This window comes from Rhizobium tropici CIAT 899 (genome assembly GCF_000330885.1).
Taxonomy (GTDB): domain Bacteria; phylum Pseudomonadota; class Alphaproteobacteria; order Rhizobiales; family Rhizobiaceae; genus Rhizobium; species Rhizobium tropici.
Window position 1 is genome coordinate 1,944,595 of the sequence record NC_020059.1, and the last position, 24,880, is coordinate 1,969,474.

Below are 24,880 nucleotides of genomic sequence, written 5' to 3' on the forward strand. Positions count from 1 at the left end.
GATTCGCGGCCATGTTACGGTCTATTGACGTTCACAAGTGCTCGGTTACACACGCTGCCCACGCCGAAACTTGTCGTCTGTTCCAGCAAAATGATGACGCGTCGCCAAATCGGTGCTAAACGCGCGCCCAACGTCAAACAATAGCGACTTCGCCGCGCTTTCCAGCAATGCGGCATCGAGAGACCAAGATCATGGCTGAGTTCAAATCCGATTTCCTGCACACCCTGCAAGAGCGCGGCTTCATTCATCAGATTTCCGATGAAGCCGGCCTAGACGACCTCTTCGCCAAGGAAACCGTGACGGCCTATATCGGCTATGATCCGACGGCATCGAGTCTCCATGTCGGCCATCTCACCCAGATCATGATGCTGCATTGGCTGCAGGCGACTGGCCATCGGCCGATCTCCCTGATGGGCGGCGGCACCGGCATGGTCGGTGATCCCTCCTTCAAGGAGGAAGCCCGCAAATTGATGACCATCGACATGATCGAGGACAATATTGCCTCAATCAAACGCTGCTTCTCGAACTATCTCGACTACAACAAGCCCGGCAACGCGGCCTTGATGATCAACAACGCAGAATGGCTGCGCTCGCTGAATTATCTCGAATTCCTGCGCGACGTCGGCCGCCACTTCTCGGTCAACCGCATGCTGTCCTTCGACAGCGTCAAGACGAGGCTTGACCGCGAACAGTCGCTGTCGTTCCTCGAATTCAACTACATGATCCTGCAGGCCTACGATTTCGTCGAATTGGCCAAGCGTTACGATTGCCGCCTGCAGATGGGCGGTTCGGATCAGTGGGGCAATATCGTCAACGGTATCGATCTAGGTCACCGCATGGGGACCAAGCAGCTCTTTGCTTTGACCTCGCCGCTGCTGACGACCTCTTCCGGTGCCAAGATGGGCAAGTCGGCTTCCGGCGCCGTCTGGCTGAATGCCGACCTGCTGCCGGTCTATGATTTCTGGCAATACTGGCGCAACACCGAGGATGCCGACGTTCCGCGCTTCCTCAAGCTGTTCACGACATTGCCGATGGACGAGATTGAACGGCTTTCCGCCATCGCGGGCTCCGAACTCAACGAGGTCAAGAAGATCCTCGCGACCGAAGTGACCGCGATCCTTCACGGCCGCGCGGCAGCCGAGCAGGCCGCCGAGACCGCCCGCAAGACCTTCGAGGAAGGCGGATTGTCGGAAAACCTGCCGTCGATCGATGTTCCCTCCTCCGAACTCGACGCTGGCATCGGCCTTCTGGCTCTGATCGTGCGCGCCGGCCTTGCCGCCTCTAACGGCGAAGCTCGTCGCCATGTCCAGGGCGGCGCAGTGCGCATCAATGATCAGCCCATCAGCGACGAGCGCAAGATCATCGGCAGCAGCGAAGTCACCGCCGATGGCGTCATCAAGCTGTCGCTCGGCAAGAAGAAGCATATCCTGATCCGCCCGGCCACCTGAGCGTCTAAGTAGCAGGAGAACGATGAGCCGGCGCCTTCGCGCCGGCTTTATCATTTTGGGGCAGCGCAAATGCAGAGCACTATCGATGCTGACTGCATGATTCTTTGCATCCTCATGTCGGATCGCGACCTGCCCACTCGTCCTCTGTTAAGGTTCCAACCCTGGAGGCGGATTATGGATGAACTGCCGGTGATCAAGACAAGGCGCAAGGGCCGAAGCTCTACACAAAGCATGTTGATTCCCAATGAGGAGATGGTCGCTCGCGCGCTCTGGGCGGCACCTCCGGGCCGATTGTCCGATATTACGGACGTGAGAAAGGCACTTGCCAGGCAGTATGGCGCGGATGCCTGCTGCCCTGTCACCGTTCAGCGACATCTCGTGCAGATCAGCCAAAGCGGCGCGGCTCCATTCTGGCGTATCGTGGACCCCGATCGACCATTCGCCCGGCGCATGAGCGGTGGCGCCGAACGCATACGTGAGCGGCTGGCGGACGAAAAATGATCCACCCTGCCTCAGTTACCGAAAGACGGAGGCCTTAGCACCATCCGCCTCAATATTCAAAATTCAAATATCTGCCTGAAAACGCCCGGTGCGATGATCGAGAGAGGATTGATCTGCAGGTTCGATTTCTCGATCGTACCAGTCAGCCTGAAGGTGATGCCGATCAGACCGCGATCGCTGCCATTGCCCAGGATGAAGCCGACGATCGGAACTTCCGCGAACAGCCGGTTCAGGCCGTAGGCGGGCATGAAGGTTCCCGTCATGTCCATCTTGCCACTGGCGTCCTTCAATACGCCCTGGAACGTCGCTCCGACCTGCACACCACGCACCACGCCGTTCTCGACGGAGAGCACCCCATCGCGCATTACCAAACGCGCAAAGCCGCGCTCGAAGCTCTGCGAACGCGTATCGATATTCTGTTTCACCGCCGAATTCAGGCTCTTGCCGTTCTTCCCGCTTGGCGTCGACACGATGGTCGAGAGTTTCTTGTCATCGATGATGGAGAAGTTGCGGATATCGAGCGAGCCGTCCCAGTCATCCTGCCCGATCGAGCGCAGCGACAGATTGAGCAGCCCACCCTGCAAATGCTTGTAGAGGTCGGTGAAGCGCGCAACGGCGCCTGCATCGCCGCTCGTGATACGGATGACGCCGTTGGCCCCTTTGCTCATCTGGGTGACGAGCGCTTCGCCGCTACGGGTCAAACCCGAAAAATCAGCAGCCGTCGTCTTGCCGCCCGAGATCGAATAAACGCCTTTGACATTGCCGATCGTCTCGTCATTGAAGCCTATGACCTTGTCGAGATTGGCGCGAACCGTCGCGCTCGCCGAACCATCCCCGTTTGAACTCTGCTGTCCGCCCGATGTGGATGCCTTCAAGCGCGCGAGGATCGGTCTTATGTCAGCGGAATTTCCCGATACGGCGACGTCATAACCGCCGCTTTTGCTCCGCTTGAGCGAAAGCGCGAAATCGTCGAGCGCCGAAAGTTTCACGCTCGTGAAACTCGCCGATGTAAGGCTCCCCTTGCTGATCAGAAGATCGCCGCTGGCGCCGAAGCCATCACCCTTGAGCGTGAAATTCTTGAGCGCCGTCTGGCTGTCCGGGCCGGATGCTTCGAACTGTGCAGTCGCCGCAATGCCGCTGCCCTTTGACCAGCCGATCCAGGGAACGGTCAGCGCCGCCTTGCCGAGATCGACCTTCACGCCCTGACGATCGTCATCAATGCGCGTCAATTCCACTTTGACAGGCCCGTCGATCATATCGCGAAGTCCAGGCAGAACGGTGTTGCGCTGCGCATCGGTCAGCGTTGCCGTGATCACCCGGGCGCGCTTGACGGTCGACTTGCTGTCGGTCGGCTCGACCATGTCGATCTGGGCGGGAATGCCATCGATCTGAGCCTGGGCTTGCAGATGCACGGATTGCGGATCGGCCGAAATCACGCCAGTCAGATTGTCGATCTTGCGATTGTTCATCGGCTTCAGCAGATCGACATTGTCGAGATCAAGCGTCGCCCGCCACTCCGGCGGAGGCGGCTGCTGATCCTTGATCAGCCCGATCCTGGCATCGACCTTGGCGACGATCTTGCCATTGAAATCCTCCGGCTTGAATTCGGTCCGCTGCAGGACCTCCAGAGGCTTGTAGCTCAGAAGTTCGCCGATGGCGTCGCCGGAGCCTGAAATCGTCAAATCGAGATCGGCCATCAGCGGCTTATCGTAGGTCGCCGGGATCGAAAAGCTGCTGTCGCTCAGCGTGATCGTGCGCCCGGTGGAGAAGTAGGAGGTCGCCGAGGCGATATCGACCACCATATTCGGACCGGTCAGATCGAAATGGGCCTTGGTGTCGCGCAATGGCGGGATTTCGCCCGGGACATTCATCCGCGCGCCATCGATGTCGAAGGCGATATGCAGCTCATTCTTGCCAAGCTGCAGCTTACCGGTCTGTGATGCTTCACGCAGCCGGCCAGCCGGAATGAAAACGGATATGACGGCGTTGGTCACCGATCCGCCGAAGAGATTGCCCTCGACCCAGGTTCGAGGTTTCGAGGCCATCCAGAACGGCCATAGCTGCTTGACGGCAGCCGTGTCGAGCTTGTCCGCGCGGCCGCCGAAACTGATCTCAGGCGAACTGTCGCCGAGCTTCATGTGCAGGGAGCCGAAAAGCGCGCCTTGTGGTGTCGATATGCCGAGATTATCGAACTGGAATTCCTTGGTCGCCGAAAAGAACCGGCCGGTAGCACGACCGTCGAAGCTGATTGGCTTCTCCCCTGACAGAGACGAGGCGGCTACCCCATCCTTGATCACGAAGTCGATGCCAAAACCCTTCCCTGCATTGGCGTCGACGCGGTCGAGATCGATCAGCGCGCCGGAGAACGGCACGGTCGTCCCGAGGAACTGTGCATTGGAGGGAGCAATCTCCAGGGTCTGGTGATCGAAATTGTAGGCCAGGTTGATATTGGCCTGCGTCAGCTCCTGCGGATCATGGTCCATATAGAGGGTGCCGGGCTGAACTTTGACGGTGGCACTCAGCTTCGGATCTACACCCGCCTCTCCTTTGACCGCCGAAAGCGTAATGTCCCCGAAGGTCGTGAAGCCCTGTCGGGGCGTACCATTCGGATCATAGGCCATCGTGAGCGGCTTGAGGTCGAGATTGGATATCCTGGCCGCGAGCGAAGAGCTGCGACCGGCCTCCTTTTGATCCGCACGCACATCCAGAAGCGCTACGGAACCATTGATCGCCACCTCGCCGTAGAGATGCAGAGAATTCGGTGCAGTGCGCTCGAAGGTCAGATTATCGACGACAAGCGAGATCGGTTCGCCTTCCTGCCGCGCCAGCTTCATGGAGAAGCCGGAAATACGCACGGAATTCGTGCCGCCTCGCTGGACGAAATGTTCGAGAAAGTCGAGATTGTCGAAAGCCGCATTCAAGGCCTTGGGCAAGGCATCAACGCGCAGGGCAGTCAAATCCACCGGGTCGCCTTGCGGCAGCAGCGAGGTATCGAGCGCGATCCCCTCTGCCGCGACACTTGCCACTTCCACCCGGCCTTCGATGAGGGCCAGGGGGTCAAGCTCCATGTTGACGGCCGACATCGTCGACAGATGCTTGCCGCTCTCCTGGTCGACGACGTTGACGTCACGTGCCTCCAACGCCAGGCGGAGATCGGAGGTAAATCGGACCACGGTCGCGCCCACCTCTGCCTTGTAACGTGGGCCGATGGCATGATCGAGCGCCGTCTGCGCCTTCTGCGACAACGGCGCATCGAAGATGCCGCTTTCGATGGTCGCTATGACAGCACCGAGAATGATGGCGAGAAAAGCAAAGAAAACCAGTGTGATACGGCAAACATGCCAGACATGCGAGCGGCGGCGGCGAACGCGCTCCGGCACATGCACGATCAACGGATCTTCGGCTTGGGCGGACGGCAGATTGTCGAGCGGCACGAGATCCTTTTTGCGGAATGTTATCTTTTCGCCTCGGATCACTCCTGCGCGTGCCTTTCGCTCTCTACAATTTTGTTGGTGACGCTGCGTCCCATTGGACGGCACACGCGAGCAGTATATATGCCTTCCCTCAAGTGTCATCTAAAAAACCGGCAAAAGAAAGGTTTTCCCGTGGCGGAAGTTTTTCCAGTTCAACTCGGCATAGGCGACAAGGCACCGGATTTCGATCTTCCACGCGACGGCGGCGATCGCGTTCGCCTTGCCGATTTTGCCGGAAAGCCGTTGGTAATTTATTTCTATCCCAAGGATGACACCACCGCCTGCACGACCGAATCGATTACCTTCACGGCGTTTGCTGCCGATTTCGCAAGACTCGGCGTCGCCCTCCTCGGCGTCTCGCCTGACACGGTGAAAAGCCATGAAAAATTCGTCAAGAAACATGCGCTTTCCGTGCCGCTTGCCTCAGACGAGGAAAAGACCATGGCAATGGCCTACGGCGTCTGGCGCGAAAAGAGCATGTATGGCCGCACCTATATGGGTGTGGTGCGCTCGACCTTCCTGATTGGCGCCGATGGGCGCGTCGCTGCAATATGGGACAAGGTCAAGGTTGCTGGACACGCCGAAACCGTTCTGGCCGCGGCCAAGGAACTCTGAAGGCATGTCCGGCAGTCCCGAAACCATCACGTCGCTGCGCGGCGGCGCCATCGCCGCGATCCGCTCGGCCGATCTCGATCGCAAGACCGAGCTCGCCCAGGAATCGGCAAACCGCTGGTTTGCGCGCACCCTGTCGCTGCGTTCGCCGCTCGACCCGCCGCTCGCCGATCGACCTGGACGGCCGGAAAAGCCGCTGCTGGTGCCGCCGAAAAACATGGAGAAGCGCTCGCTGCATACGCTGAAAGGCCGCATTGCGCTCCTGCATGCCATTGCCCATATCGAGCTGAATGCCGTCGATCTGGCGCTCGATATCGTCGCGCGTTTTGCGACAGGACCGGTCCCCAACTCCTTCTTCGACGGCTGGATGCAGGTCGCCTTCGAGGAAGCCAAGCATTTTCGCATGGTGCGGGCTCGCCTGCGCGAACTCGGCGCGGATTATGGCGATCTGCCCGCCCATGACGGCCTCTGGCAGGCTGCCCATGCGACCCGCACCGATCTCACAGCCCGCTTGGCCGTGGTACCACTGATTCTCGAAGCCAGGGGCCTTGACGTGACGCCGGCGCTGCAGGCCAAGATGCGCGAAACCGGCGATCTGGAGAGCGCCGCCGTACTCGACGTCATCTACAATGACGAGAAAGGCCATGTCGCCGTCGGCGCCAAATGGTTCCGCTTCCTGTGCGCGCGGGAAAAGCGCGATCCGGCCCGAACCTTCCAGGAGCTGGTGCGCGCCAATTTCCGTGGTTCGCTGAAAGCTCCCTTCAATGACATCGCGCGGGCGGAAGCCGGGTTGACGCCATCCTTCTACCGTTCCCTGACGTCTACAAGCAATGCTTGATATACTGATAACAAGCAGCTTTTCCAGCATCTAATACTGCAAAAGAAAGCATTCGTTAACCATAATGCCGTGTACTTCCCTTGGGTGCCAATACGCACCGATTGGGAGATTCTCGGTGACAGCCAAGCCTCAAAACCGGGTTTTCGGCAAGCAACAGCGACATCACACCATTATTCTGGCGAGCGGCGATACCGTGCGCCATATGACCGTGCGCCCGTGGATGGCTGCCGTTGCCGTCTGCATGGTCGGGGTCTTCTCGATCGGCTATCTGCTTGCAACCTCCTACCTTGTACTTCGCGACGATCTCATCGGCGCGACGATGGCTCGCCAGGCGCGCATGCAATATGACTATGAAGATCGCATCGCCGCGCTGCGGGCGCAGGTCGACCGTGTTACCTCGCGTCAACTCCTGGATCAGCAGGTCGTGGAGGAGAAGGTCGACAAGCTGATCGAACAGCAGCAGCAACTCTCCTCACGCAACGGCAAGCTCAGCACTCTTCTCGACCGGGCAGAGAACTCCGGCCTGACCGACAAGAACGCGCATACGGATGCCAACTCTGCCGCGCCCAAAAATGAACATGCCCAGCTGACGTCACCCAAGGCGATCGAAAAGCTTCTCATGAGCGGCAAGCCGGCTGACGCCACGCCCGACAACTCCACGCTTGCCTACGTCCCCGCCCCCCGAAACTGTCGCCGACCGCGCCGATCGGGTTTTCTCCAAGGTGACCCTCTCGCTGAAGCATATCGAACAGGATCAATTGTCCCGCATCCGCAATCTCACTGCCGATGCATCCGAAACCGCCACTTCGATCCAGTCGATCATGCAGAATGTCGGCATCAAGGTGCCGAACGAGATCGCGGGCATCGCGCGTGAAGATATGGATAGCGGTGTGGGCGGCCCTTATGTGCCGCCTGAGAATATCGACCAGTTCGAGCGATCCATGGCGGAGCTCGATACCGCCTTGACACATCTGGAATCAGTGCGAGGCGCAGCCGAAAGCCTGCCTTTCCGCAACCCGGCGCCGGGCAAGCTTATCACCAGCCCTTTCGGTAACCGCAAGGATCCCTTCTTTGGTACGCTGGCCCTCCACACCGGCACGGATTTCCATTTCAGTCCCGGTGAGAAGATCAAGGCCACCGCCCCCGGCAAGGTGGTTTCGGCGGGCTGGACTGGCGGCTACGGCAACATGGTAGAGATCGACCACGGCGACGGCATCTCTACCCGTTATGGGCATATGGAACAGGTGCTCGTCAAAGTGGGCGACAAGGTCGGCGCCGGCGATGCGATCGGTCTTGCCGGCAGCACCGGGCGCTCGACAGGAACGCATCTGCATTATGAAGTGCGCGAGAACGGACATGCCATAGACCCGATGTATTTCATTGGTGCCGGCACGAAACTTGCAAGTTACATCAGCGGATTGGGCGCAATTTAGCTGCCGGAATTGTGACAAACGCGCAACAAAGATGGCACTAATCCAAAAATTGCGTTATGAATGAACTTCGAGGCTGTTGAAGCGCCTGCTTTCCTTGACTTCACGGGTATTTGGTTCTATGTCGCGCTGCATTGCGGCACGCTCCTGTGTGTCGACTCATGGTGTTCGACTGAACCAAGACGGAATTAGATTTCCCTTTGACAACATTTGCTGACCTTGGCCTGAGCCAAAAAGTCCTTTCCGCGGTGACTGACGCGGGCTACACCACACCGACTCCTATCCAGGCCGGTGCAATTCCCTTTGCGCTTCAGCGCCGCGACATCTGCGGCATTGCCCAGACGGGGACCGGCAAGACCGCGTCCTTCGTGCTGCCGATGCTGACGCTGCTCGAAAAGGGACGCGCTCGCGCTCGTATGCCGCGCACGCTCATTCTGGAGCCGACGCGCGAGCTCGCCGCGCAGGTCGCCGAAAACTTCGAGAAATACGGCAAGAACCACCGCCTGAACATCGCCCTTCTGATCGGCGGCGTTTCCTTCGAAGAGCAGGACCGCAAGCTTGAGCGTGGTGCGGATGTGCTGATCTGCACGCCCGGCCGCCTGCTGGATCATTTCGAACGGGGCAAGCTGCTGATGAGCGCCGTCGAGATTTTCGTCATCGACGAAGCCGACCGCATGCTCGACATGGGTTTCATCCCCGACATCGAGCGCATCGCCAAGCTCATCCCATTTACGCGCCAGACGCTGTTCTTCTCGGCAACCATGCCGCCGGAAATTCAGAAGCTGGCCGACCGCTTCCTGCAGAACCCGGAGCGCGTCGAAGTCGCCAAGCCGGCATCGACCGCCAAGACCGTGACGCAGCGCTTCGTTGCCTCGCATGGCAAGGATTACGAGAAGCGCGCCACGCTGCGCGATCTTGTCCGCGCCCAGACGGATCTGAAGAACGCGATCATCTTCTGCAATCGCAAGAAGGATGTGGCCGATCTCTTCCGCTCGCTCGAACGCCACGGCTTTTCTGTTGGCGCGTTGCACGGCGACATGGATCAGCGTTCGCGCACGACGATGTTGCAGAACTTCCGGGACGGACAGATCCAGCTTCTCGTCGCCTCCGACGTCGCAGCTCGGGGTCTCGATCTTCCCGATGTCGGTCACGTCTTCAATTTCGATGTTCCGATCCATTCGGAAGACTATGTCCATCGTATCGGCCGCACCGGTCGCGCCGGTCGCTCCGGCGCTGCATTCACTATCGTGACGAAGCGCGACACCAAGCATGTCGACGCCATTGAGAAGCTGATCGGCGAAGATGTCCAGTGGCTGAATGGCGACCTTTCGGCACTTCCGCCAGCGGAGGAGAGCGGGGATGACAATCGTTCCTCCCGCCGCCGGGACCCGAAGAGCAAGGGCCGCGATCGGGATCGCAGCCGCGGAGGCCGGAGCGCCTCGAGTCATAAATCTGATATCGACGTCGAAGATAATGGCGTCGTAGCGATCGAAGCAGCACCAGCAAAGGCCGAAAGCGTGAGAAACGAGCGCAAATCTGAGAACAACAACAGGTCCCACAACGGTTCTCGCAATAACAACCGGCCGTTCCCCGCTGCAAACGACGACAATCGCGAACGCCGCAACCGCTATCGTGACCACGATGACGGTCCGACACCGGTCGGCTTCGGCGACGATATCCCGGCTTTCATGCTCATCGTGGCAAACGCCAAGGCCTGATATATCCAGTTCAGATACGCAGCGAATCGGCTAGCGAGATGCTGCGTCCAACTTCGGGATCTGAATATTGGGCAAGCCCGGCATCGATTTCCCAGGACTGGGAACCGGTCTCGCAATCTTGCGGGACGGCAAGCTATTGCTCTACCGACGCCTCAAGGCACCGGAAGCCGGATGCTGGAGTATCGTCGGTGGCAAGGTGGATTATATGGAGCCGGCGGCCAGCGCCGCCGTTCGCGAAGCCGAAGAGGAAAGCGGCCTCTCCATCGGTGAAATCGATTATCTCTGCACTGAGGAAGTCATCATCGAGGCCGATCGGCAGCACTGGATCTCGCTCATCTACATCTGCCGCGACTTTTCCGGCGAACCACGGCTGATGGAACCCGACAAGCTCTCCGATTTCGGCTGGTTTGGCCGAAACGAATTGCCGGCTCAGCTTTCCGAGTTCGCCAAGGCAACCATCGCCCATTTGAGCGAAGAAGACTTTCGCTGACGCCTACTTGTCGGCGCGAAGTGCAGCCTCATAGGCAAGCCGCACCCAACGCGCCATTTCATCCGGGTTATCGAACGCATCGTCGGGTATCGACCAATAGGGCATATTGACGGCTTTACCTTTCTTGCCCTCGTAAGCCCAGCGCCGAGCGCCTGCCGCTTCGAATTCGGAAGCGCTGGCATCGTCTGCCTTCAGAAGAATTTCGTCATCCACTTCGAGCGCCAGGATCCGACCCATATGGTAGATGCCCTTGCCGCCGAACATCCGTTTGATGGTGATCGGCCCGAGCGACTGAAACATCTCCTCGATATCGATATTGTCCATTCTCTACCCCTTCAAAATCCCACCGGCCGCGACAACGGCTTCGGGCGTATCGACGTCGAGATGTGCCGCCTCGCCGATCTCGACATCAATGACCGGAAGCCCCGATGTCTCGATAATATGCCGGGCGCCGACATCACCCTCCAGCCGCATCACGGCGTTCAACACGGAGCGCGGCAGGATAACGGGATTGCCACGCTTGCCGCCCGATACCGCCCGCACGATCGCCTGGCCGTTCGCCCCACGGAAGGCTGATATCAAGGCTTTCAGATCGCTGCTGGTGACACCGGGCATGTCGGCGAGCATGACAAGGACGCCATCGGCCTTTTGAGCCGCCCGCGTACCGACACCGGCGACCAGCGAACTCGCCATCCCCGAGGCGTAATCCGGATTGAGTACGACCTCGACGGCGAGACTACTTAGTGCGGTTTCGATCTCATCGCGCCGGTGCCCTGTGACGACAACGATATCCGATGCGCCGCTTGCGATGGCGATGGATGCCGAACGGCGTACCAGCGGCACGCCTTCGAATTCCGCCAGAAGCTTGTGCGAGCCACCCTCGCCCATGCGGCTTGCCTTTCCTGCAGCCAGTAGGACGATGGCAACCGATATCGCCGACGGCGGTTTGTTGACGATGTCACGCGGCCGTGGGCGTGATTGAATTTCCATGAGCAGCCCACCAACGCCCATGCCGCTGATATCCTGCGGCGCTGGTCGTTCGCCGGCTAATATACGATCCAGCACCCAGTCGAAGCCATTCTCCTTCGGGCTGCGCGCGCATCCCGGCGCCCCGACGACATAAACGTCGCCCACTCTGCCCAGCACCAGTAGATTGCCCGGATCGACGGGCATGCCGACCTGAATGACCTCGCCGCCGGCAAGCCGGATCGCCGCCGGAATGACATCGCCGGCATCGATGACCGCCGAAGCCCCGAAAACGATTACCAGTTTCGCAAGCCGATCCTGGGCCGCGAGAGCGCGACGGATCGCGCCGGAAACATCGGCCGCTCTATGGGCAACACGCTCTTCCCGCTGCAGCACGCTGCCCGAAGGCTGCAGCCGCTGCGAAAGGATACGTGCAGTCTTGTCCATGACCGAGGCCTTCAGCGATGGCAGTTCCGTGGCGACAAGCGAAACGGCATGCGGCATGAAGGGCTTGACCTCGAAAACCGGCATCCGCCGGAGAATTTCAATACCAGCAGCGATTTTGGCTCCGGAAACGGCAAGCGGAATGATCTTGAAGGTCGCCACCATGTCGCCGGCTCGCACAGGTACATGGTCTGCAAGACAGGCAAGGGTGATCGCCGGGTCGAGACTGTTGATCCGATCGACCGCCATGCGATCCGCAACGAACAGACCGTCAACGGCACTGTAAACATTCACCCGCCCTGTCGCTGCTTCAGAGAACCTCAGATGATCGGGCGCGACAGCTCGGGCCAATTGCTCGGCCGCCTCGTCTTCCATGAGATCGCCCGGTTCGATGCGCACAGCGATAACACGGTCAATTCCGGCAGCGGCGAGTTGCTTTATATCTTCGCCGCCAAGCCGATGTCCCTTGGAAAAACTGCCATTGGTCAGCCGGATTGAATGCGCGAGAACCGCGCCCTCCGCCTCCGCCGTCAAGAACTCACCGAAGATCATGGCGCAACGCCCTTTGGCGACGAGACATCGCGTCCACGAAGCGAGGCGATAATCTCTGCCAGAATGGCGACGGCAATTTCGGCCGGGCTTGCGGCGCCGATCGCGAGCCCTATCGGCGCGTGGATGCTGGCAAGCTCGGCTTCGCTCAAGCCTTCCCGCCTCAAGCGCTCCAGGCGGCCGGCATGCGTCTTGCGACTGCCGAGGGCGCCGACGTAGAAACAGCCCGTCTTTAGCGCCTGAATAATCGGCTCATCGTCGATCTTGGGATCATGGGTCACCGCAACTAGCGCCATATAGCTATCGAGCGGCCGCTCTTTCAGCGCATCGACGGGCCAGTCGGCGATGAGATCGATGCCTTCGAAGCGTTCCGGCGTGGCAAAGGCGGTGCGCGGATCGATAATCGTCACATCGAAGCCGGCAAGGGCCGCCATCCGCGCCAGAACCTGGCTGATATGCACAGCGCCGATGATAACGATGCGCGGCGGTGGCAGATGCACGTTGAAGAACAGGTTCTGCCCATCGATATCAAGCGCTGTGGACTTGCCCGAACGAAATGCCGCTGAAGTGGCATCCGCAAGTGCACCTTCCAGCGCATCGCCTTCGACGATAAGCCGATCCGGGCCTCCGGAGAGATCGGTAACAAGGATCGCCGCCTGCCGCTTGCGCCGCATCTCGTTCAGCCGCGCCAGTATCTGCCGGTCCATCAGCCGAGCCTTTCGACATAGACGCGGATGCGGCCGCCGCAGGAAAGACCGACCCGCCATGCGGTCTCATCGGCGACGCCAAATTCCAGCATGCGCGACTTGCCCGTTTCGATGACGTCAAGTGCCTCGGTGATGACGGCACCTTCGACGCAGCCGCCAGAAACCGACCCATGAAAATTGCCCTCACCATCGATAACGAGATGGCTACCGGACGGGCGTGGCGCCGAACCCCAGGTATCGACAACGGTCGCCATGGCCACGTTGCGGCCTGCCGACACCCATTCCTCCGCGATCACGAGCGGATCCAGACTTTCGGATATATCAGACATCGGAGCCTCATTGCTTGCCGAGAAACCGCCTGGGATCATAAGTCTCCGAGCGGTCGGCGGTGAGAGCCGATACGAGATCGGCCAGAGATAATAGATTGTGAACGGGACGGAATTCGTCAACATGCGGCAGCATTGCTTTTACACCACGGGGCCGAGCCTCGAAACCCTCGAAGCGCAGGAGCGGATTGAGCCAGATCAGCCGCCGACAGGAGCGATGCAGGCGATCCATCTCCGCACTGAGCAATTCCACGCCTTCGCGCTCCAACCCATCGGTGATCAACAGCACGATCGCGCCCTGCCCGAGCACCCGGCGCGCCCATAGCCTGTTGAACTCTTTCAGCGTCTCGCCGATCCGCGTTCCACCCGACCAGTCGCGCACAACAGCCGCACATTCGTCCAGCGCCTGATCGGGGTCCTTGTGGCGCATTGCCCTGGTCACGTTGGTAAGGCGCGTTCCGAACAGAAATGTATGAACACGCCGCCGCCGCTCGGTCAGCACGTGCAGGAAATGCAGGAAGATGCGCGTGTACTGGCTCATCGAGCCGGAGATATCGGCCAGCACGACCAGCGGCGGCTGAATTTCCTTCGGCCTTCGAAAGCGTGGCAGGATCAACGCTCCGCCCGTCCGCAGCGCCAAGCGCATCGTTGCGCGTGGATCGACCTTGGCCGCTGCGCGTGAAGGTGCGAAACGGCGCGTGCGCACGCGGTCCAGCGGCAGTTGCAGCTTCTCCAGCTCCTTCTTGGCGACGGCAATCTCCGCCGCCGACATCTGGGCGAAATCCAGATGGCGCAGTACTTCACTGCCGGAACTGGTAAATCGCGAATCTATTTCGATATCAGGCGCCTCGCGCTGCGGACGTCGTTCGTCACGGTCACTGAGCAAGGCATCGCTTGCCCGGCTCTCGCCCGGCTTCGGTTTTTCCTTCTCGCGATGGTCGGGTGCGACCGGCGACATCATCGCAATCATCTTGGCGACGAGATCGCGCGAGCGCCAGAACAGCCGGAACGCCTCGTCGAAGACCGCCAAATCCTCATGCCGTTTGACGAACACGGAACAGAGCGCGGCGTGAAACTCCTCGCGAGAGCCGATACCGATGGCTTCGACCGCCTCGATAGCGTCGGCAATCGCGCCGGGTCCGATCTTCAGCCCGGCCTTGCGCAGCGCCCGGCCGAACAGCACGATATTATCGGCAAGACGCCCGTCACCGAGTGGTGACGGCGCAACAATGATGCCGTCCTGCGCGCCCGGCTCCATGGCTCACCCCGCCGCCAGCAGTTCGGATTTCACTTCATCCAACACACGCTTGCCTTCGGCTCCTTGGATACGGGCTATATCGTCCTGATATTTCAGCAAGGTGCCGAGCGTATCCGAAACCGTCTCCGGATCGAGCGCCAGCCGGTCAAGTTCCGTCAGTGCAGTCGCCCAGTCGATCGTTTCGGCGACGCCCGGGTTCTTGAAAAGGTCGAGCGTGCGCAGCCTCTGCACATAGGCGACGATCAGACGCGAGAGCGCTTCGTTGCAGCCGGGCGCCTTGCGGCGAATGATTTCCAACTCCTGCTCGGCCTTAGGATAATCGACCCAATGATAGAGACAGCGCCGTTTCAAGGCGTCATGAACCTCGCGCGTTCTGTTGGTGGTAATGATAACGATGGGCGGTTCGGTGGCCCGGATGGTTCCGAGTTCCGGCACCGTCACCTGAAAATCGGACAGCACTTCCAGCAGAAATGCCTCGAAAGCCTCGTCGGTGCGATCCAGTTCATCGATCAGGAAGACCGGCGCCCGACCGCCAACGGTCGACAACGCCTGCAGCACCGGCCGGCGGATCAGATAGCGCTCGGAAAAGATATCGGCCTCGATACGGTCCCGGTCCGTGAGGCCGGACGCTTCAGCGAGGCGGATTTCCAGCATTTGCGCCGGATAGTTCCATTCATAGACGGCCGAGGAAACATCCAGCCCCTCATAGCATTGCAGGCGGATGAGCGGCCGGTCGAGCGCCTTCGCCAGGACCTTGGCGATCTCGGTTTTGCCGACGCCGGCCTCGCCCTCCAGAAAGAGCGGCCGCTTCATCTTCAATGCAAGAAAAAGCACGGTGCCGAGCGCGCGTCCGGCCAGATAGTCATGAGCGCCGAGCAACGACATCGTCTCATCGATCGAACTCGGCAGCGAAGGTAATGTCTGATCCGCCATGATAACTCCCTTGCAGGGGTTATAGCGTGTGATAGCCCCGGTTCATATAGAGGAGTGCCGGCTTCGGTTCGCTGTAGCGTATGGCCATCACTTCGCCGAAGATGATGTTGTGCGTAGAGGCCTGCTTGATCTCGAGCACGCGGCAATCGAAGGCCGCGAGCGCATCGGCAAGCACCGGCGCACCCGTGGCCAGCGTCTCGAATCTGCCGGCAGCGAAACGTTCATCGACGGTCAGTTGTGTCTTCCCGGAAAAGGCGTCGGCCAGGGCTTGATGATCCGCGCCGAGCGTATTCATGGCGAAGATGCCGCTTTTGAAGAAGATCTCGTTCTTGGCATTGCTGTTGTTGAGACAGATCAGAACAGTGGCCGGGTTATCCGACACCGAACAGGCGGCGGTGATCGTGACACCACGTCGTTCCGAACCTAGCGCGGTCGTCACCAGCTGCACATGCCCCGCATAACGGCTCATGGCATCGCGATAAAGCGCCGGGTCCATACGTTGCCTGTCTAGCACCACCGTCTCCTTTGTTGAGTCGTGCTTGCCTGTCATTCAATATGACGGTCAGGTGTTAGCTTTTCTACAATAGCATTATTGAAAACAGAGCGATTTTGCTGCTTTTTCTTTGACGATGCCCTTGAGACGGATAAATAGGGCAGGAAAATTGTCCGGGATACTCCATCGATGAACGTTCTGCGTCGCCTTCCGCTCCTGTTTGCGCTGCTTTCGGCAGCCGGCAGCAGCTATGCCGCTGGAATCCACATCGGCGTCGTGGCACCGCAGGACGGTAATTTCGCGACGCTCGGGGCAGAGATAATAGCCGGCGCAAATTTCGAGATTCAGGCTCAAAAGGATATGGCCACCGTCGTCAACGAGCCTTGTACGGAGGATGGCGGCCGAGCCGCCGCTGAAGCGCTAGTGGCTGCCAAAGCGCAAGTCGCAATCGGCTTTCTCTGCACGGAGACCCTGGAGGGCGCGCTGCCGCGCCTCAAGGATGCCGGCATTCCTGTCATCACCGTTTCCGTTCGCTCGCGCATTCTCATGGAAGACGCGTTGAAAAATGGTTGGCCGCTCTTTCGTCTCGCGCCGGTTGATAGTGCCGAGGCGGCCGTGGCAATCGATACCATTTTGAAGAACTGGGCGGCAGAGCCGATGGCGCTGATCGATGACGGCACGATACACGGCCGCGAACTGGTTGGCGCGATCCGCAACGCGCTTGAGGAAAAAGGTCTGAAGCCTGTTTTCACCGATACCTATCGTCCCGGACAGGACCAACAGATCGCCCTCGTGCGACGACTGAAGAAGGCAGGCGCAACACGCGTCTTCGTCGGCGGCGACCGCAGCGATGTCGCCGTGATCGCCCGCGACGCGAAGAGCGAGAACGTCCCGCTGGTCCTGATGGGTGGCGATGCCATGCGTGCCGCAGATCAGCCCATTCCCTTGCTTGAGGGTGTGCAGGCAATCGCGCTGCCCGACTATGCCAGCCTGCCGGCAGCCCAGCCCACGGTTCAGGCGATGCGCGCAGGCGGCATCGAACCTGACGGATATACCCTACCGGCAGCAGCAGCGGCTCAGATTTCCAGCCAGGCAGCCGATGGCGCCAAGGCGGACAGTAAACCCATTGCCGAAAAGCTCGTGGGGACAGTTTTCCAGACGGTGATCGGCCAAATCTCATTCGGACAGAACCACGAATTGACCGAAAACCCCTATCGCCTGCTGGAATGGCGTGGCAACGCCTTCGTGCCGGTGACGCCATCGAACTGATGGCAAGCCGTTCTGGCGGTTGTTTGCCCGTTGCAGCGGTGCTAATCCAGGCGCGAAATAATCAGTTGGAGCTCAGCCACCCATGACCTTGCCGATCCGTATTGCCCCTTCCATTCTCGCCGCCGACTTCGCCAAGCTCGGGCAGGAAGTCAAGGATGTGACCGAAGCCGGCGCCGACTGGATCCATCTCGATGTCATGGACGGCCATTTCGTGCCGAACATCTCCTTCGGCGCCGATGTCATCAAGGCATTGCGTCCGTACACGACCGCTACCTTCGACTGCCATCTGATGATCTCGCCGGCCGATCCCTATCTGGAAGCCTTCGCCAAGGCTGGTTGCGACCGCATCACGGTCCATGCCGAAGCCGGCGTGCATCTGCACCGCTCGCTGCAGACGATCCGCCATCTCGGCAAAAAGGTCGGTGTCACCCTCAATCCGGCAACGCCGCTTTCCGTGCTGGAAAACGTCCTCGACGATATCGACCTGATCCTGATCATGTCGGTCAATCCGGGCTTCGGCGGCCAGAAGTTCATCCCTGCCATGGCTGATAAAATCCGCAGCGCCAAGTCCCTGATCGGTGATCGTCCGATCGAACTCGAAGTCGACGGCGGCGTCTCGGTTGAAACAGCCCCTCTGATCACCGCTTCCGGTGCCAACGTCCTTGTTGCTGGCTCGGCGATCTTCAAGGGCGAATCGGTCGAGGCTTACCGTCAGACGGTAGGCGATCTCAGGGCGGCCGCCGAACGAGGCCGCGTTGGATCAAACTAATCCAACCAACGTTCTAATAGCGACGGGCCGGGCACGGACCGTCGCCTCGCATTGCTTGGAAGTCTTCGCTGGCGCGATCGGCTGGGGCGCGGCCATGGCCGCCTCGGCACTTGTCACCCTCTATTTTCGCAATGGCCTTCTGACCAGCCACATCACCGCCCTCACACTCATCTACTTCTTTGGCGGTGCCCTCGCCTGGCCCATCCTTGTGCCGTTCACCCGGCGTTTTGCCCTTCAGCAGCCGACCAGCGCGCGTTTTGCCGCCTTCTTTCTGGCCCTCTCCATCGGCACCGCGGCGATGACGGCCTTCCTTTTCGCCATGGACTATCGCTGGTTCTATTCGCGCTGGCATGCACCATTCGGCTCGCTCATCTGGATCTTCCAGTTCCTGTTCACCGGCGCCAGCGCCGTCTACCAGTTCGCCGTCCTCGGCCTCGCCCTGTTTTTGCCGCTCGGCCTGCTATGCCTGATCGTTGTTTCGGCCTATCTTGCGCGGCAGAGAGATTGAGGCCCCGAAACATTGCGCCCATGAAACATTGCGCCCATGAAACATTGTGCCCATGAAACATTGTGATTGCCGCCCGTCTTTGTTATGGGGGCGCCGAGTTCTCCCTTTCCGTCAGCCAAGAAAGCTTTGAGCCTATGATCCCGCGCTACTCCCGACCGGAAATGGTCGCCATCTGGTCTCCCGAAACCAAATTCCGTATCTGGTTCGAGATCGAGGCCCATGCCTGCGACGCGCTGGCCGCTCTCGGCGTCATTCCGAAATCCGCAGCCGACACCATCTGGGAAAAGGGCGGCAAGGCGACCTTCGACGTCGCACGTATCGACGAGATCGAGGCCGTCACCAAGCACGACGTCATCGCCTTCCTGACGCATCTGGCCGAAATCGTCGGACCGGACGCCCGTTTCGTGCACCAGGGCATGACCTCCTCCGACGTTCTCGATACCTGCTTCAACGTCCAGCTCGTGCGCGCCAGCGACCTGCTGCTCGCCGATATCGACAAGCTGCTGGAAGCCCTGAAGCGTCGTGCCTTCGAGCATAAGGACACCGTCACCATCGGCCGCTCGCACGGCATTCATGCCGAACCCACGACCTTCGGCGTCAAGCTGGCGCTCGCCTATGCCGAATTCGAGCGCTGCAAGCAGCGCCTGATCGCCGCCCGCGAGGAAGTCGCGACCTGCGCGATCTCCGGTGCCGTCGGCACCTTCGCCAACATCGACCCGCGCGTCGAGGAGCATGTCGCCGCCGCACTCGGCCTGAAGCCGGAGCCGGTTTCGACCCAGGTCATTCCCCGCGACCGGCATGCGATGTTCTTCGCAACACTCGGCGTCGTCGCCTCTTCGATCGAGCGTCTCGCCACCGAAATCCGCCACCTGCAGCGCACCGAAGTTCTGGAAGCCGAAGAATATTTCTCGCCGGGCCAGAAGGGCTCGTCGGCCATGCCGCACAAGCGCAATCCGGTCCTGACGGAAAACCTGACGGGCCTCGCCCGCATGGTCCGCTCCTATTCGATCCCGGCGATGGAAAATGTCGCTCTCTGGCATGAGCGCGATATCTCGCACTCCTCCGTCGAACGCATGATCGGCCCTGACGCGACCGTCACGCTCGATTTCGCGCTCGCCCGGATGACAAGCGTCATCGACAAGCTTCTCGTCTACCCGGACAATATGATGAAGAATCTGAACAAGTTCCGCGGGCTTGTTCATTCGCAGCGCGTGCTGCTGGCGCTGACCCAGGCCGGCGTCTCCCGCGAGGATTCCTATCGGCTCGTCCAGCGCAACGCCATGAAGGTTTGGGAGGAAGGCAAGGACTTCCTCGAGGAATTGCTGGCCGACCAGGAAGTGCGTGCGGCTCTCTCGGAAGCAGATATCCGCGAAAAATTCGACCTTGGCTATCACACCAAGCATGTCGATACGATCTTCAAGCGGGTTTTCGGCTAGAGTTTTCCGTTTCCGATTTTGCTTTGCTTGAGGCGGTGCGGCTGACGCGCCGCCTTTCTCTGTTGTTGGCGGATGTGGCCGCGATAGCGCGATCATGCTCGATGCTCTCGCCAGCCTTGCCCTGATGTTGTTCGGGTTCGCGCTTTGCCGCCTTTTCGACCAGCCGGTCGAGGTGCTTCAGATCCTCTTCGTCAAGATTCTCGATCCCGACAAAGCGGTTCTCGGCCGCGCTCGTCAGGATAAGTTCGTTGAGCTTGGCCTGGATGGCCCGCGTATCGCGCGTCTGCGCATTCTGGAGCAGGAAAACCATCAGGAAGGTGACGATCGTCGTGCTGGTGTTGATGACCAGCTGCCATGTGTCGGAGTAACCGAAGATTGGCCCGGTGGCTCCCCAAAGAACCACCGAAGCCAGCGCCAGCACGAAAATGACCGGCTTGCCAGTCCATTCCGAAACCACGACTGCGAAACGGGTGAAAATATGGGTAAGTCGCGCCATGATCCGCATCTCCTTATGATGCGGATCAACGTAGGAAGCCGCGCCGCGGTTCCAACAATGGCGGCGCGTCGCCCGTGTGGGGTTGCACCTAGCACTTAGCCTTCAACCGCAACCAGCTTGCGATAGAGATGCCAGGACGCATGGCCAAGGACCGGCATGACGACGGCCAGCCCGGCAAAGATCGGGATAGTACCGATCACGAGCAGCGCCGTCACGATCAGGCCCCATACCGCAACAGGAACCGGATTGGTGAGCGTTGCCCGGATGCTGGCATCGATCGCGGCAACGACGCCGACATCACGGTCCAGCAGCAGCTGGAAGGTAATGACCGTTGTCGCCAGCGAAACGAGAGCGAAAATGAAGCCAATCAGATCGCCCCAGAACATCATCACCATGCCCTCGCGCGTCGTCAGCACGCTCGAGATGAAGGAGGACAGCGTCGGCGGAACACCATCGCCGAAGTAGATGTAGTAGATATTCTGTGCCACGACGAGCCAGACGATGAAGAGCCCGAACAGCATGAGGCCGGCGACAATGATCGACGGCAAGGCCGACGAGAAGCGCACGTCGAATGCATGGCTCCACGACGTATCCAGCCCCTTTTCCCGCCGCCTGCTGATCTCGTAGAGACCGATCGCGGCCAAGGGGCCGAGCAGGGCAAAACCGGACATCAGCGGAAACAGCAATGGCAGCAGATTTTGGTCGGTGCTCCATATCGCCAGGGCAATGCCGGCAATCGGATACATCAGGCATAAGAAGACATAATGCGATGGTTTTTCGCTGAAATCGTCCAGTCCCATTTTCAGGGCATCGACGAGATCGGCGATAGCGATCTTACGGATGGCGGGACGCTTAAAAGTGTGGTCTGCTCCAGCCATGACGTGAAAGGCCGTCATAATGCTCTCCTCCTCAACCGTGGCGCTCGGTTGGCGGTGCAAGATGGCGGCAAAACGGGTCACCGACATCGTCATTCGCTACCGGCAGCAGTAATCATAGCAAATTTTGCCGCAATTGTCGCCTTTTTCACTTGACAGTTGGGCTCCCCTTTTCCACATCGGCGAAATCATGAAAGCCTCCGACGCAAACATCCTCATCATCCCCGGCTATACGAATTCCGGCCCCGACCACTGGCAGACCCGCTGGGAGCAGAAGCTCTCGACCGCGCGGCGCGTGGAACAGGCGGAGTGGTCGAAGCCCGTGCGCGACGATTGGGTGGCCCGCATTGCGGAAGAAGTGAATGCCTCGGACAAGCCGGTCGTGCTGGTCGCGCATTCCCTCGGCGTTCCCTCGGTGATCCATGCGATCCCGCATTTCCGCAACAAGGTCGCAGGCGCCTTTTTTGTCGCGCCGCCGGATGTCGCCAATCCCGGCATCCGGCCAAAGCATCTGATGACCTTCGGTCCCTACCCGCGCGATCCCCTGCCGTTCCCATCGATCACCATCGCCAGCCGCAACGATCCATTCGGCACCTATGAGCATGCCGACGATATTGCCAACAGCTGGGGCTCGCTACTGATCGATGCAGGCGAATCCGGCCATATCAATACCGAATCCGGTCACGGCCCCTGGCCGGAGGGCACAATGGTCTTTTCGAAGTTTCTCAGCCAGCTGAAGCCGTAGTATTATCGCTGAATGACGATGAATAGAGGCATACCTCGCCTCACTAGCCTGTGAAGTACCCGGCACCTTCATTCCATCGTCAGATAAAAACCTGTAAAACAGGTCATGACTGGACCCCGAATCTGGCATTGGCACCCCACCGAGGCCGGAATTCCGAGGAAGGAGGCGCAGGCGGATTGTGAATTCGCTTCTTATCCGTTATGGGGACGCCCACATACGATCCACTTGCGCTGTCCCATGAGCGCCAAAGACAGAGAAGAATACCAATGAACCGTCGCCGCCGTATTTACGAGGGCAAGGCCAAGATCCTTTACGAGGGGCCTGAGCCGGGCACGCTGATCCAGTTCTTCAAGGACGACGCCACCGCCTTCAACAAGAAGAAGCACGAAGTCATCGATGGCAAGGGTGTTCTGAACAATCGCATCTGCGAGTATATTTTCAGCCATCTGAACAAGATCGGCATTCCCACCCACTTCATCCGCCGCCTCAACATGCGCGAGCAGCTGATCAAGGAAGTGGAGATGATTCCGCTCGAGATTGTCGTGCGCAACGTCGCCGCCGGCTCGCTCGCCAAGCGCCTCGGCATCGAGGAAGGCGTGGTCCTGCCGCGCTCGATCATCGAATTCTACTATAAGTCCGACGCGCTCGAAGATCCGATGGTCTCCGAAGAGCACATCACCGCCTTCGGCTGGGCCAATCCGGCCGAGCTCGATGATATCATGGCGCTCGCCATCCGCGTGAACGACTTCATGACCGGCCTTTTCCTCGGCGTCGGCATCCAGCTCGTCGATTTCAAGATCGAATGCGGCCGCCTGTTCGAAGGCGACATGATGCGCATCATCCTCGCCGACGAAATCTCGCCGGACTCTTGCCGTCTCTGGGACATCGAAACCCACGAGAAGATGGACAAGGACCGCTTCCGTCGCGACATGGGCGGCCTGCTCGAAGCCTATTCGGAAGTGGCTCGCCGCCTCGGCATCATCAATGAAAACGAACCCGTGCGCGGCACGGGCCCGGTTCTCGTCAAGTAAGTTCAGAAAGGACAATCGTGATCAAGGCTCGTGTAACCGTCACGCTGAAGAACGGCGTTCTCGATCCGCAGGGCAAGGCAATCGAAGGTGCGCTCGGCGCACTCGGCTTTGACGGCGTCCATCAGGTCCGCCAGGGCAAGGTCTTCGATCTCGAGCTTGAAGGCACCGACAAGAACAAGGCCGAAGCCGATCTGAAGGCCATGTGCGAGAGGCTTCTCGCCAATACGGTCATCGAGAACTTCAGCATTTCGATCGACTGATTGTCTTCTTTCGCGAGCCATCCTTCCTTTGTTTAAGACAATGAAGTATGGCTCACGAAGCACATTCCAGCGATTATTCGTCGCCTATTGCGGGAACAGCATCATGAAATCAGCAGTCGTCCAACTCCCCGGCCTCAATCGCGACCGCGACATGATCGCGGCACTGACCAAGATTTCCGGCCATGCGCCCGTGACGGTCTGGCAGACGGAGACCGAGATTCCGGATGTCGACCTGATCGTCATTCCCGGCGGCTTCTCCTACGGCGATTATCTTCGTTGCGGCGCGATCGCCGCCCGCATGCCGATCATGCAGGCAATCAAGGACAAGGCCGGCAAGGGCGTCAAGGTTTTGGGCGTCTGCAACGGTTTCCAGATCCTGCTCGAAGCCGGCATGCTTCCCGGCGCGCTGATGCGCAACGCCTCGCTGAAATTCGTCTGCCGCGAAGTGAAGCTGGAAGTCGTCAATGCCGAAACGGACTTCACGGCCGCCTATGCCAAGGGCCAGGTCATCCGCAGCCCGGTCGCACATCACGACGGCAACTATTTCGCCGATGCCGAAACGCTGAAGGCGATCGAGGATAATGGCCAGGTGGTCTTCCGCTATGCCGAAGGCACCAACCCGAACGGCTCGGTCAACGACATCGCCGGGGTCATGAACGCCAAGGGCAATGTGCTTGGCATGATGCCGCATCCGGAAAATCTGATCGAGGCGGCCCATGGCGGCAGCGACGGTCGCGGTCTGTTTGCGTCCGCGCTTGGCGTGATCGCGGCCTGATAGGCGAGCCCGCTATCAGAACCATAAAATCGGCGTTTTTGGATCGAACAGCAGGGCGCCGGAATGCGACCCGGCAGACCAGCTCCACCGCCTTATTGGAAAGAGATTGATGCGCCCTCGCCTCCTGACAGGACTTTACTCCGCCGCCGCTATCGCGATGCTTGGGCTGTTGGTCACCTCTTGCGGCCCGCGCCCGCCGAGCATCATTGCGACCGATCACAGCGCCCTGTCGACGATGGAACGCATCATGCTCAACGCCAATGCATGCTGGTTCAAGTCTTCGGACCCGGCGTTTGCCAGCTATCAGCTCGCTCCCGAGCTCAATTCCTTTACCGGTCGCCCGCGCATCCTCGTGGTCGACAAGAAGCATCCGACCGGCCGGCCTTCGCTCGTTGTGCAAGCGGAAGGCAATCCCGCACAGCTGCAGGCCTTCGGTCCGATGATGTCAGGCGCCTCCGGCGGCCGCATCACCGGCGACGTCAATCGCTGGGCTGGGGGATCGAAGGGCTGCCAATAAAGGTCTGCCACCG

General features: G+C 59.8%; 25 protein-coding genes and 1 pseudogene. 16 read left to right on the forward strand and 10 right to left on the reverse strand.

Annotation, left to right across the window (positions count from 1 at the left end; genetic code table 11):
- Positions 1-191: 191 nt before the first annotated feature.
- Positions 192-1,448, forward strand: coding sequence for a tyrosine--tRNA ligase (tyrS, locus tag RTCIAT899_RS09555; protein WP_015340018.1), 1,257 nt, complete (start codon positions 192-194; stop codon positions 1,446-1,448).
- 174 nt (positions 1,449-1,622) lie between these two features.
- Entirely contained in the window at positions 1,623-1,949 is a 327-nt protein-coding gene (locus tag RTCIAT899_RS09560) for a hypothetical protein (protein ID WP_015340019.1), read from the forward strand.
- A 56-nt stretch (positions 1,950-2,005) separates the two neighbouring features.
- Here RTCIAT899_RS09560 and RTCIAT899_RS09565 read toward each other — a convergent pair whose 3' ends face one another.
- Positions 2,006-5,425, reverse strand: coding sequence for a YhdP family protein (locus tag RTCIAT899_RS09565; protein ID WP_015340020.1), 3,420 nt, complete (start codon positions 5,423-5,425; stop codon positions 2,006-2,008).
- A gap of 129 nt (positions 5,426-5,554) precedes the next feature.
- Here RTCIAT899_RS09565 and RTCIAT899_RS09570 point away from each other — a divergent pair, with 129 nt between their 5' ends.
- The 5 genes and pseudogenes from RTCIAT899_RS09570 (at position 5,555) to RTCIAT899_RS09590 (ending at position 10,510) form a co-directional block, all read left to right on the forward strand.
- Positions 5,555-6,037 (forward strand): peroxiredoxin, encoded by a 483-nt coding sequence (locus RTCIAT899_RS09570; protein WP_015340021.1) that lies wholly within the window; start codon positions 5,555-5,557, stop codon positions 6,035-6,037.
- Between the two features lie 4 nt (positions 6,038-6,041).
- On the forward strand, positions 6,042-6,872 hold the full coding sequence (locus tag RTCIAT899_RS09575) for a ferritin-like domain-containing protein (protein WP_015340022.1): 831 nt from the start codon (positions 6,042-6,044) through the stop codon (positions 6,870-6,872).
- 115 nt (positions 6,873-6,987) lie between these two features.
- Positions 6,988-8,305, forward strand: a pseudogene (locus RTCIAT899_RS09580) (peptidoglycan DD-metalloendopeptidase family protein).
- A 197-nt stretch (positions 8,306-8,502) separates the two neighbouring features.
- Positions 8,503-10,020 carry a DEAD/DEAH box helicase gene (locus RTCIAT899_RS09585; protein ID WP_015340023.1) on the forward strand — a complete coding sequence of 506 codons (1,518 nt, stop codon included), beginning with the start codon at positions 8,503-8,505 and terminating at the stop codon, positions 10,018-10,020.
- 67 nt (positions 10,021-10,087) lie between these two features.
- Positions 10,088-10,510, forward strand: coding sequence for an NUDIX domain-containing protein (locus tag RTCIAT899_RS09590; protein WP_015340024.1), 423 nt, complete (start codon positions 10,088-10,090; stop codon positions 10,508-10,510).
- 3 nt (positions 10,511-10,513) lie between these two features.
- Here RTCIAT899_RS09590 and RTCIAT899_RS09595 read toward each other — a convergent pair whose 3' ends face one another.
- Genes RTCIAT899_RS09595 through RTCIAT899_RS09625 form a run of 7 tightly spaced genes read right to left on the reverse strand, consistent with a single transcriptional unit; the run spans position 10,514 to position 16,207 of the window.
- Positions 10,514-10,834 carry a TfoX/Sxy family protein gene (locus RTCIAT899_RS09595; protein WP_015340025.1) on the reverse strand — a complete coding sequence of 107 codons (321 nt, stop codon included), beginning with the start codon at positions 10,832-10,834 and terminating at the stop codon, positions 10,514-10,516.
- Positions 10,835-10,837: 3 nt separating this feature from the next.
- Positions 10,838-12,472, reverse strand: coding sequence for an NTP transferase domain-containing protein (locus tag RTCIAT899_RS09600; protein ID WP_015340026.1), 1,635 nt, complete (start codon positions 12,470-12,472; stop codon positions 10,838-10,840).
- Positions 12,469-13,176, reverse strand: coding sequence for an XdhC family protein (locus tag RTCIAT899_RS09605; RefSeq protein ID WP_015340027.1), 708 nt, complete (start codon positions 13,174-13,176; stop codon positions 12,469-12,471). The genes RTCIAT899_RS09600 and RTCIAT899_RS09605 overlap by 4 nt, the downstream gene beginning before the upstream one ends.
- Positions 13,176-13,505, reverse strand: a complete 330-nt coding sequence (locus RTCIAT899_RS09610; protein WP_015340028.1) for an XdhC family protein — start codon at positions 13,503-13,505, stop codon at positions 13,176-13,178. Before RTCIAT899_RS09610 ends, RTCIAT899_RS09605 begins: the two co-directional genes overlap by 1 nt.
- Before the next feature lie 7 nt (positions 13,506-13,512).
- Positions 13,513-14,760 carry a vWA domain-containing protein gene (locus RTCIAT899_RS09615; RefSeq protein ID WP_015340029.1) on the reverse strand — a complete coding sequence of 416 codons (1,248 nt, stop codon included), beginning with the start codon at positions 14,758-14,760 and terminating at the stop codon, positions 13,513-13,515.
- Between the two features lie 3 nt (positions 14,761-14,763).
- Complete coding sequence (locus RTCIAT899_RS09620) at positions 14,764-15,693, reverse strand: AAA family ATPase (protein ID WP_015340030.1); 930 nt, start codon at positions 15,691-15,693, stop codon at positions 14,764-14,766.
- A gap of 19 nt (positions 15,694-15,712) precedes the next feature.
- Positions 15,713-16,207: a flavin reductase gene (locus RTCIAT899_RS09625; protein WP_041677894.1), complete on the reverse strand. Its 495-nt coding sequence runs from the start codon at positions 16,205-16,207 to the stop codon at positions 15,713-15,715.
- Between the two features lie 168 nt (positions 16,208-16,375).
- On the opposite strand from RTCIAT899_RS09625, the gene RTCIAT899_RS09630 reads away from it, so the two are divergent.
- From RTCIAT899_RS09630 to purB, 4 genes are all read left to right on the forward strand, one after another.
- Positions 16,376-17,455: an ABC transporter substrate-binding protein gene (locus RTCIAT899_RS09630; RefSeq protein WP_015340032.1), complete on the forward strand. Its 1,080-nt coding sequence runs from the start codon at positions 16,376-16,378 to the stop codon at positions 17,453-17,455.
- A gap of 82 nt (positions 17,456-17,537) precedes the next feature.
- Positions 17,538-18,224, forward strand: coding sequence for a ribulose-phosphate 3-epimerase (rpe, locus tag RTCIAT899_RS09635; protein ID WP_015340033.1), 687 nt, complete (start codon positions 17,538-17,540; stop codon positions 18,222-18,224).
- Between the two features lie 94 nt (positions 18,225-18,318).
- On the forward strand, positions 18,319-18,732 hold the full coding sequence (locus RTCIAT899_RS09640; protein WP_312862796.1) for a hypothetical protein: 414 nt from the start codon (positions 18,319-18,321) through the stop codon (positions 18,730-18,732).
- A 134-nt stretch (positions 18,733-18,866) separates the two neighbouring features.
- Entirely contained in the window at positions 18,867-20,168 is a 1,302-nt protein-coding gene (purB, locus tag RTCIAT899_RS09645) for an adenylosuccinate lyase (protein WP_015340035.1), read from the forward strand.
- On the opposite strand, the gene RTCIAT899_RS09650 is transcribed toward purB, so the two are convergent.
- Together RTCIAT899_RS09650 and RTCIAT899_RS09655 are read right to left on the reverse strand one after the other, a co-directional pair.
- Positions 20,149-20,664: a low affinity iron permease family protein gene (locus RTCIAT899_RS09650; RefSeq protein WP_015340036.1), complete on the reverse strand. Its 516-nt coding sequence runs from the start codon at positions 20,662-20,664 to the stop codon at positions 20,149-20,151. The two genes, purB and RTCIAT899_RS09650, sit on opposite strands and share 20 nt — an antisense overlap.
- A 95-nt stretch (positions 20,665-20,759) precedes the next feature.
- The gene (locus RTCIAT899_RS09655) at positions 20,760-21,560 is read right to left on the reverse strand and encodes a DUF2189 domain-containing protein (protein WP_015340037.1); all 801 of its coding nucleotides are present in this window, start codon (positions 21,558-21,560) and stop codon (positions 20,760-20,762) included.
- A gap of 169 nt (positions 21,561-21,729) precedes the next feature.
- Here RTCIAT899_RS09655 and RTCIAT899_RS09660 point away from each other — a divergent pair, with 169 nt between their 5' ends.
- The 5 genes from RTCIAT899_RS09660 (at position 21,730) to RTCIAT899_RS09680 (ending at position 24,867) form a co-directional block, all read left to right on the forward strand.
- Entirely contained in the window at positions 21,730-22,284 is a 555-nt protein-coding gene (locus RTCIAT899_RS09660) for an RBBP9/YdeN family alpha/beta hydrolase (RefSeq protein WP_041677461.1), read from the forward strand.
- A gap of 266 nt (positions 22,285-22,550) precedes the next feature.
- Positions 22,551-23,315: a phosphoribosylaminoimidazolesuccinocarboxamide synthase gene (purC, locus tag RTCIAT899_RS09665; protein ID WP_015340039.1), complete on the forward strand. Its 765-nt coding sequence runs from the start codon at positions 22,551-22,553 to the stop codon at positions 23,313-23,315.
- A gap of 17 nt (positions 23,316-23,332) precedes the next feature.
- Positions 23,333-23,575: a phosphoribosylformylglycinamidine synthase subunit PurS gene (gene purS, locus RTCIAT899_RS09670; protein ID WP_015340040.1), complete on the forward strand. Its 243-nt coding sequence runs from the start codon at positions 23,333-23,335 to the stop codon at positions 23,573-23,575.
- A gap of 103 nt (positions 23,576-23,678) precedes the next feature.
- On the forward strand, positions 23,679-24,350 hold the full coding sequence (gene purQ, locus RTCIAT899_RS09675; RefSeq protein WP_015340041.1) for a phosphoribosylformylglycinamidine synthase subunit PurQ: 672 nt from the start codon (positions 23,679-23,681) through the stop codon (positions 24,348-24,350).
- A 109-nt stretch (positions 24,351-24,459) separates the two neighbouring features.
- A complete protein-coding gene (locus RTCIAT899_RS09680; protein ID WP_015340042.1) occupies positions 24,460-24,867 on the forward strand; it encodes a hypothetical protein in 408 nt (135 codons plus the stop codon).
- The last annotated feature ends 13 nt before the right edge of the window (positions 24,868-24,880 follow it).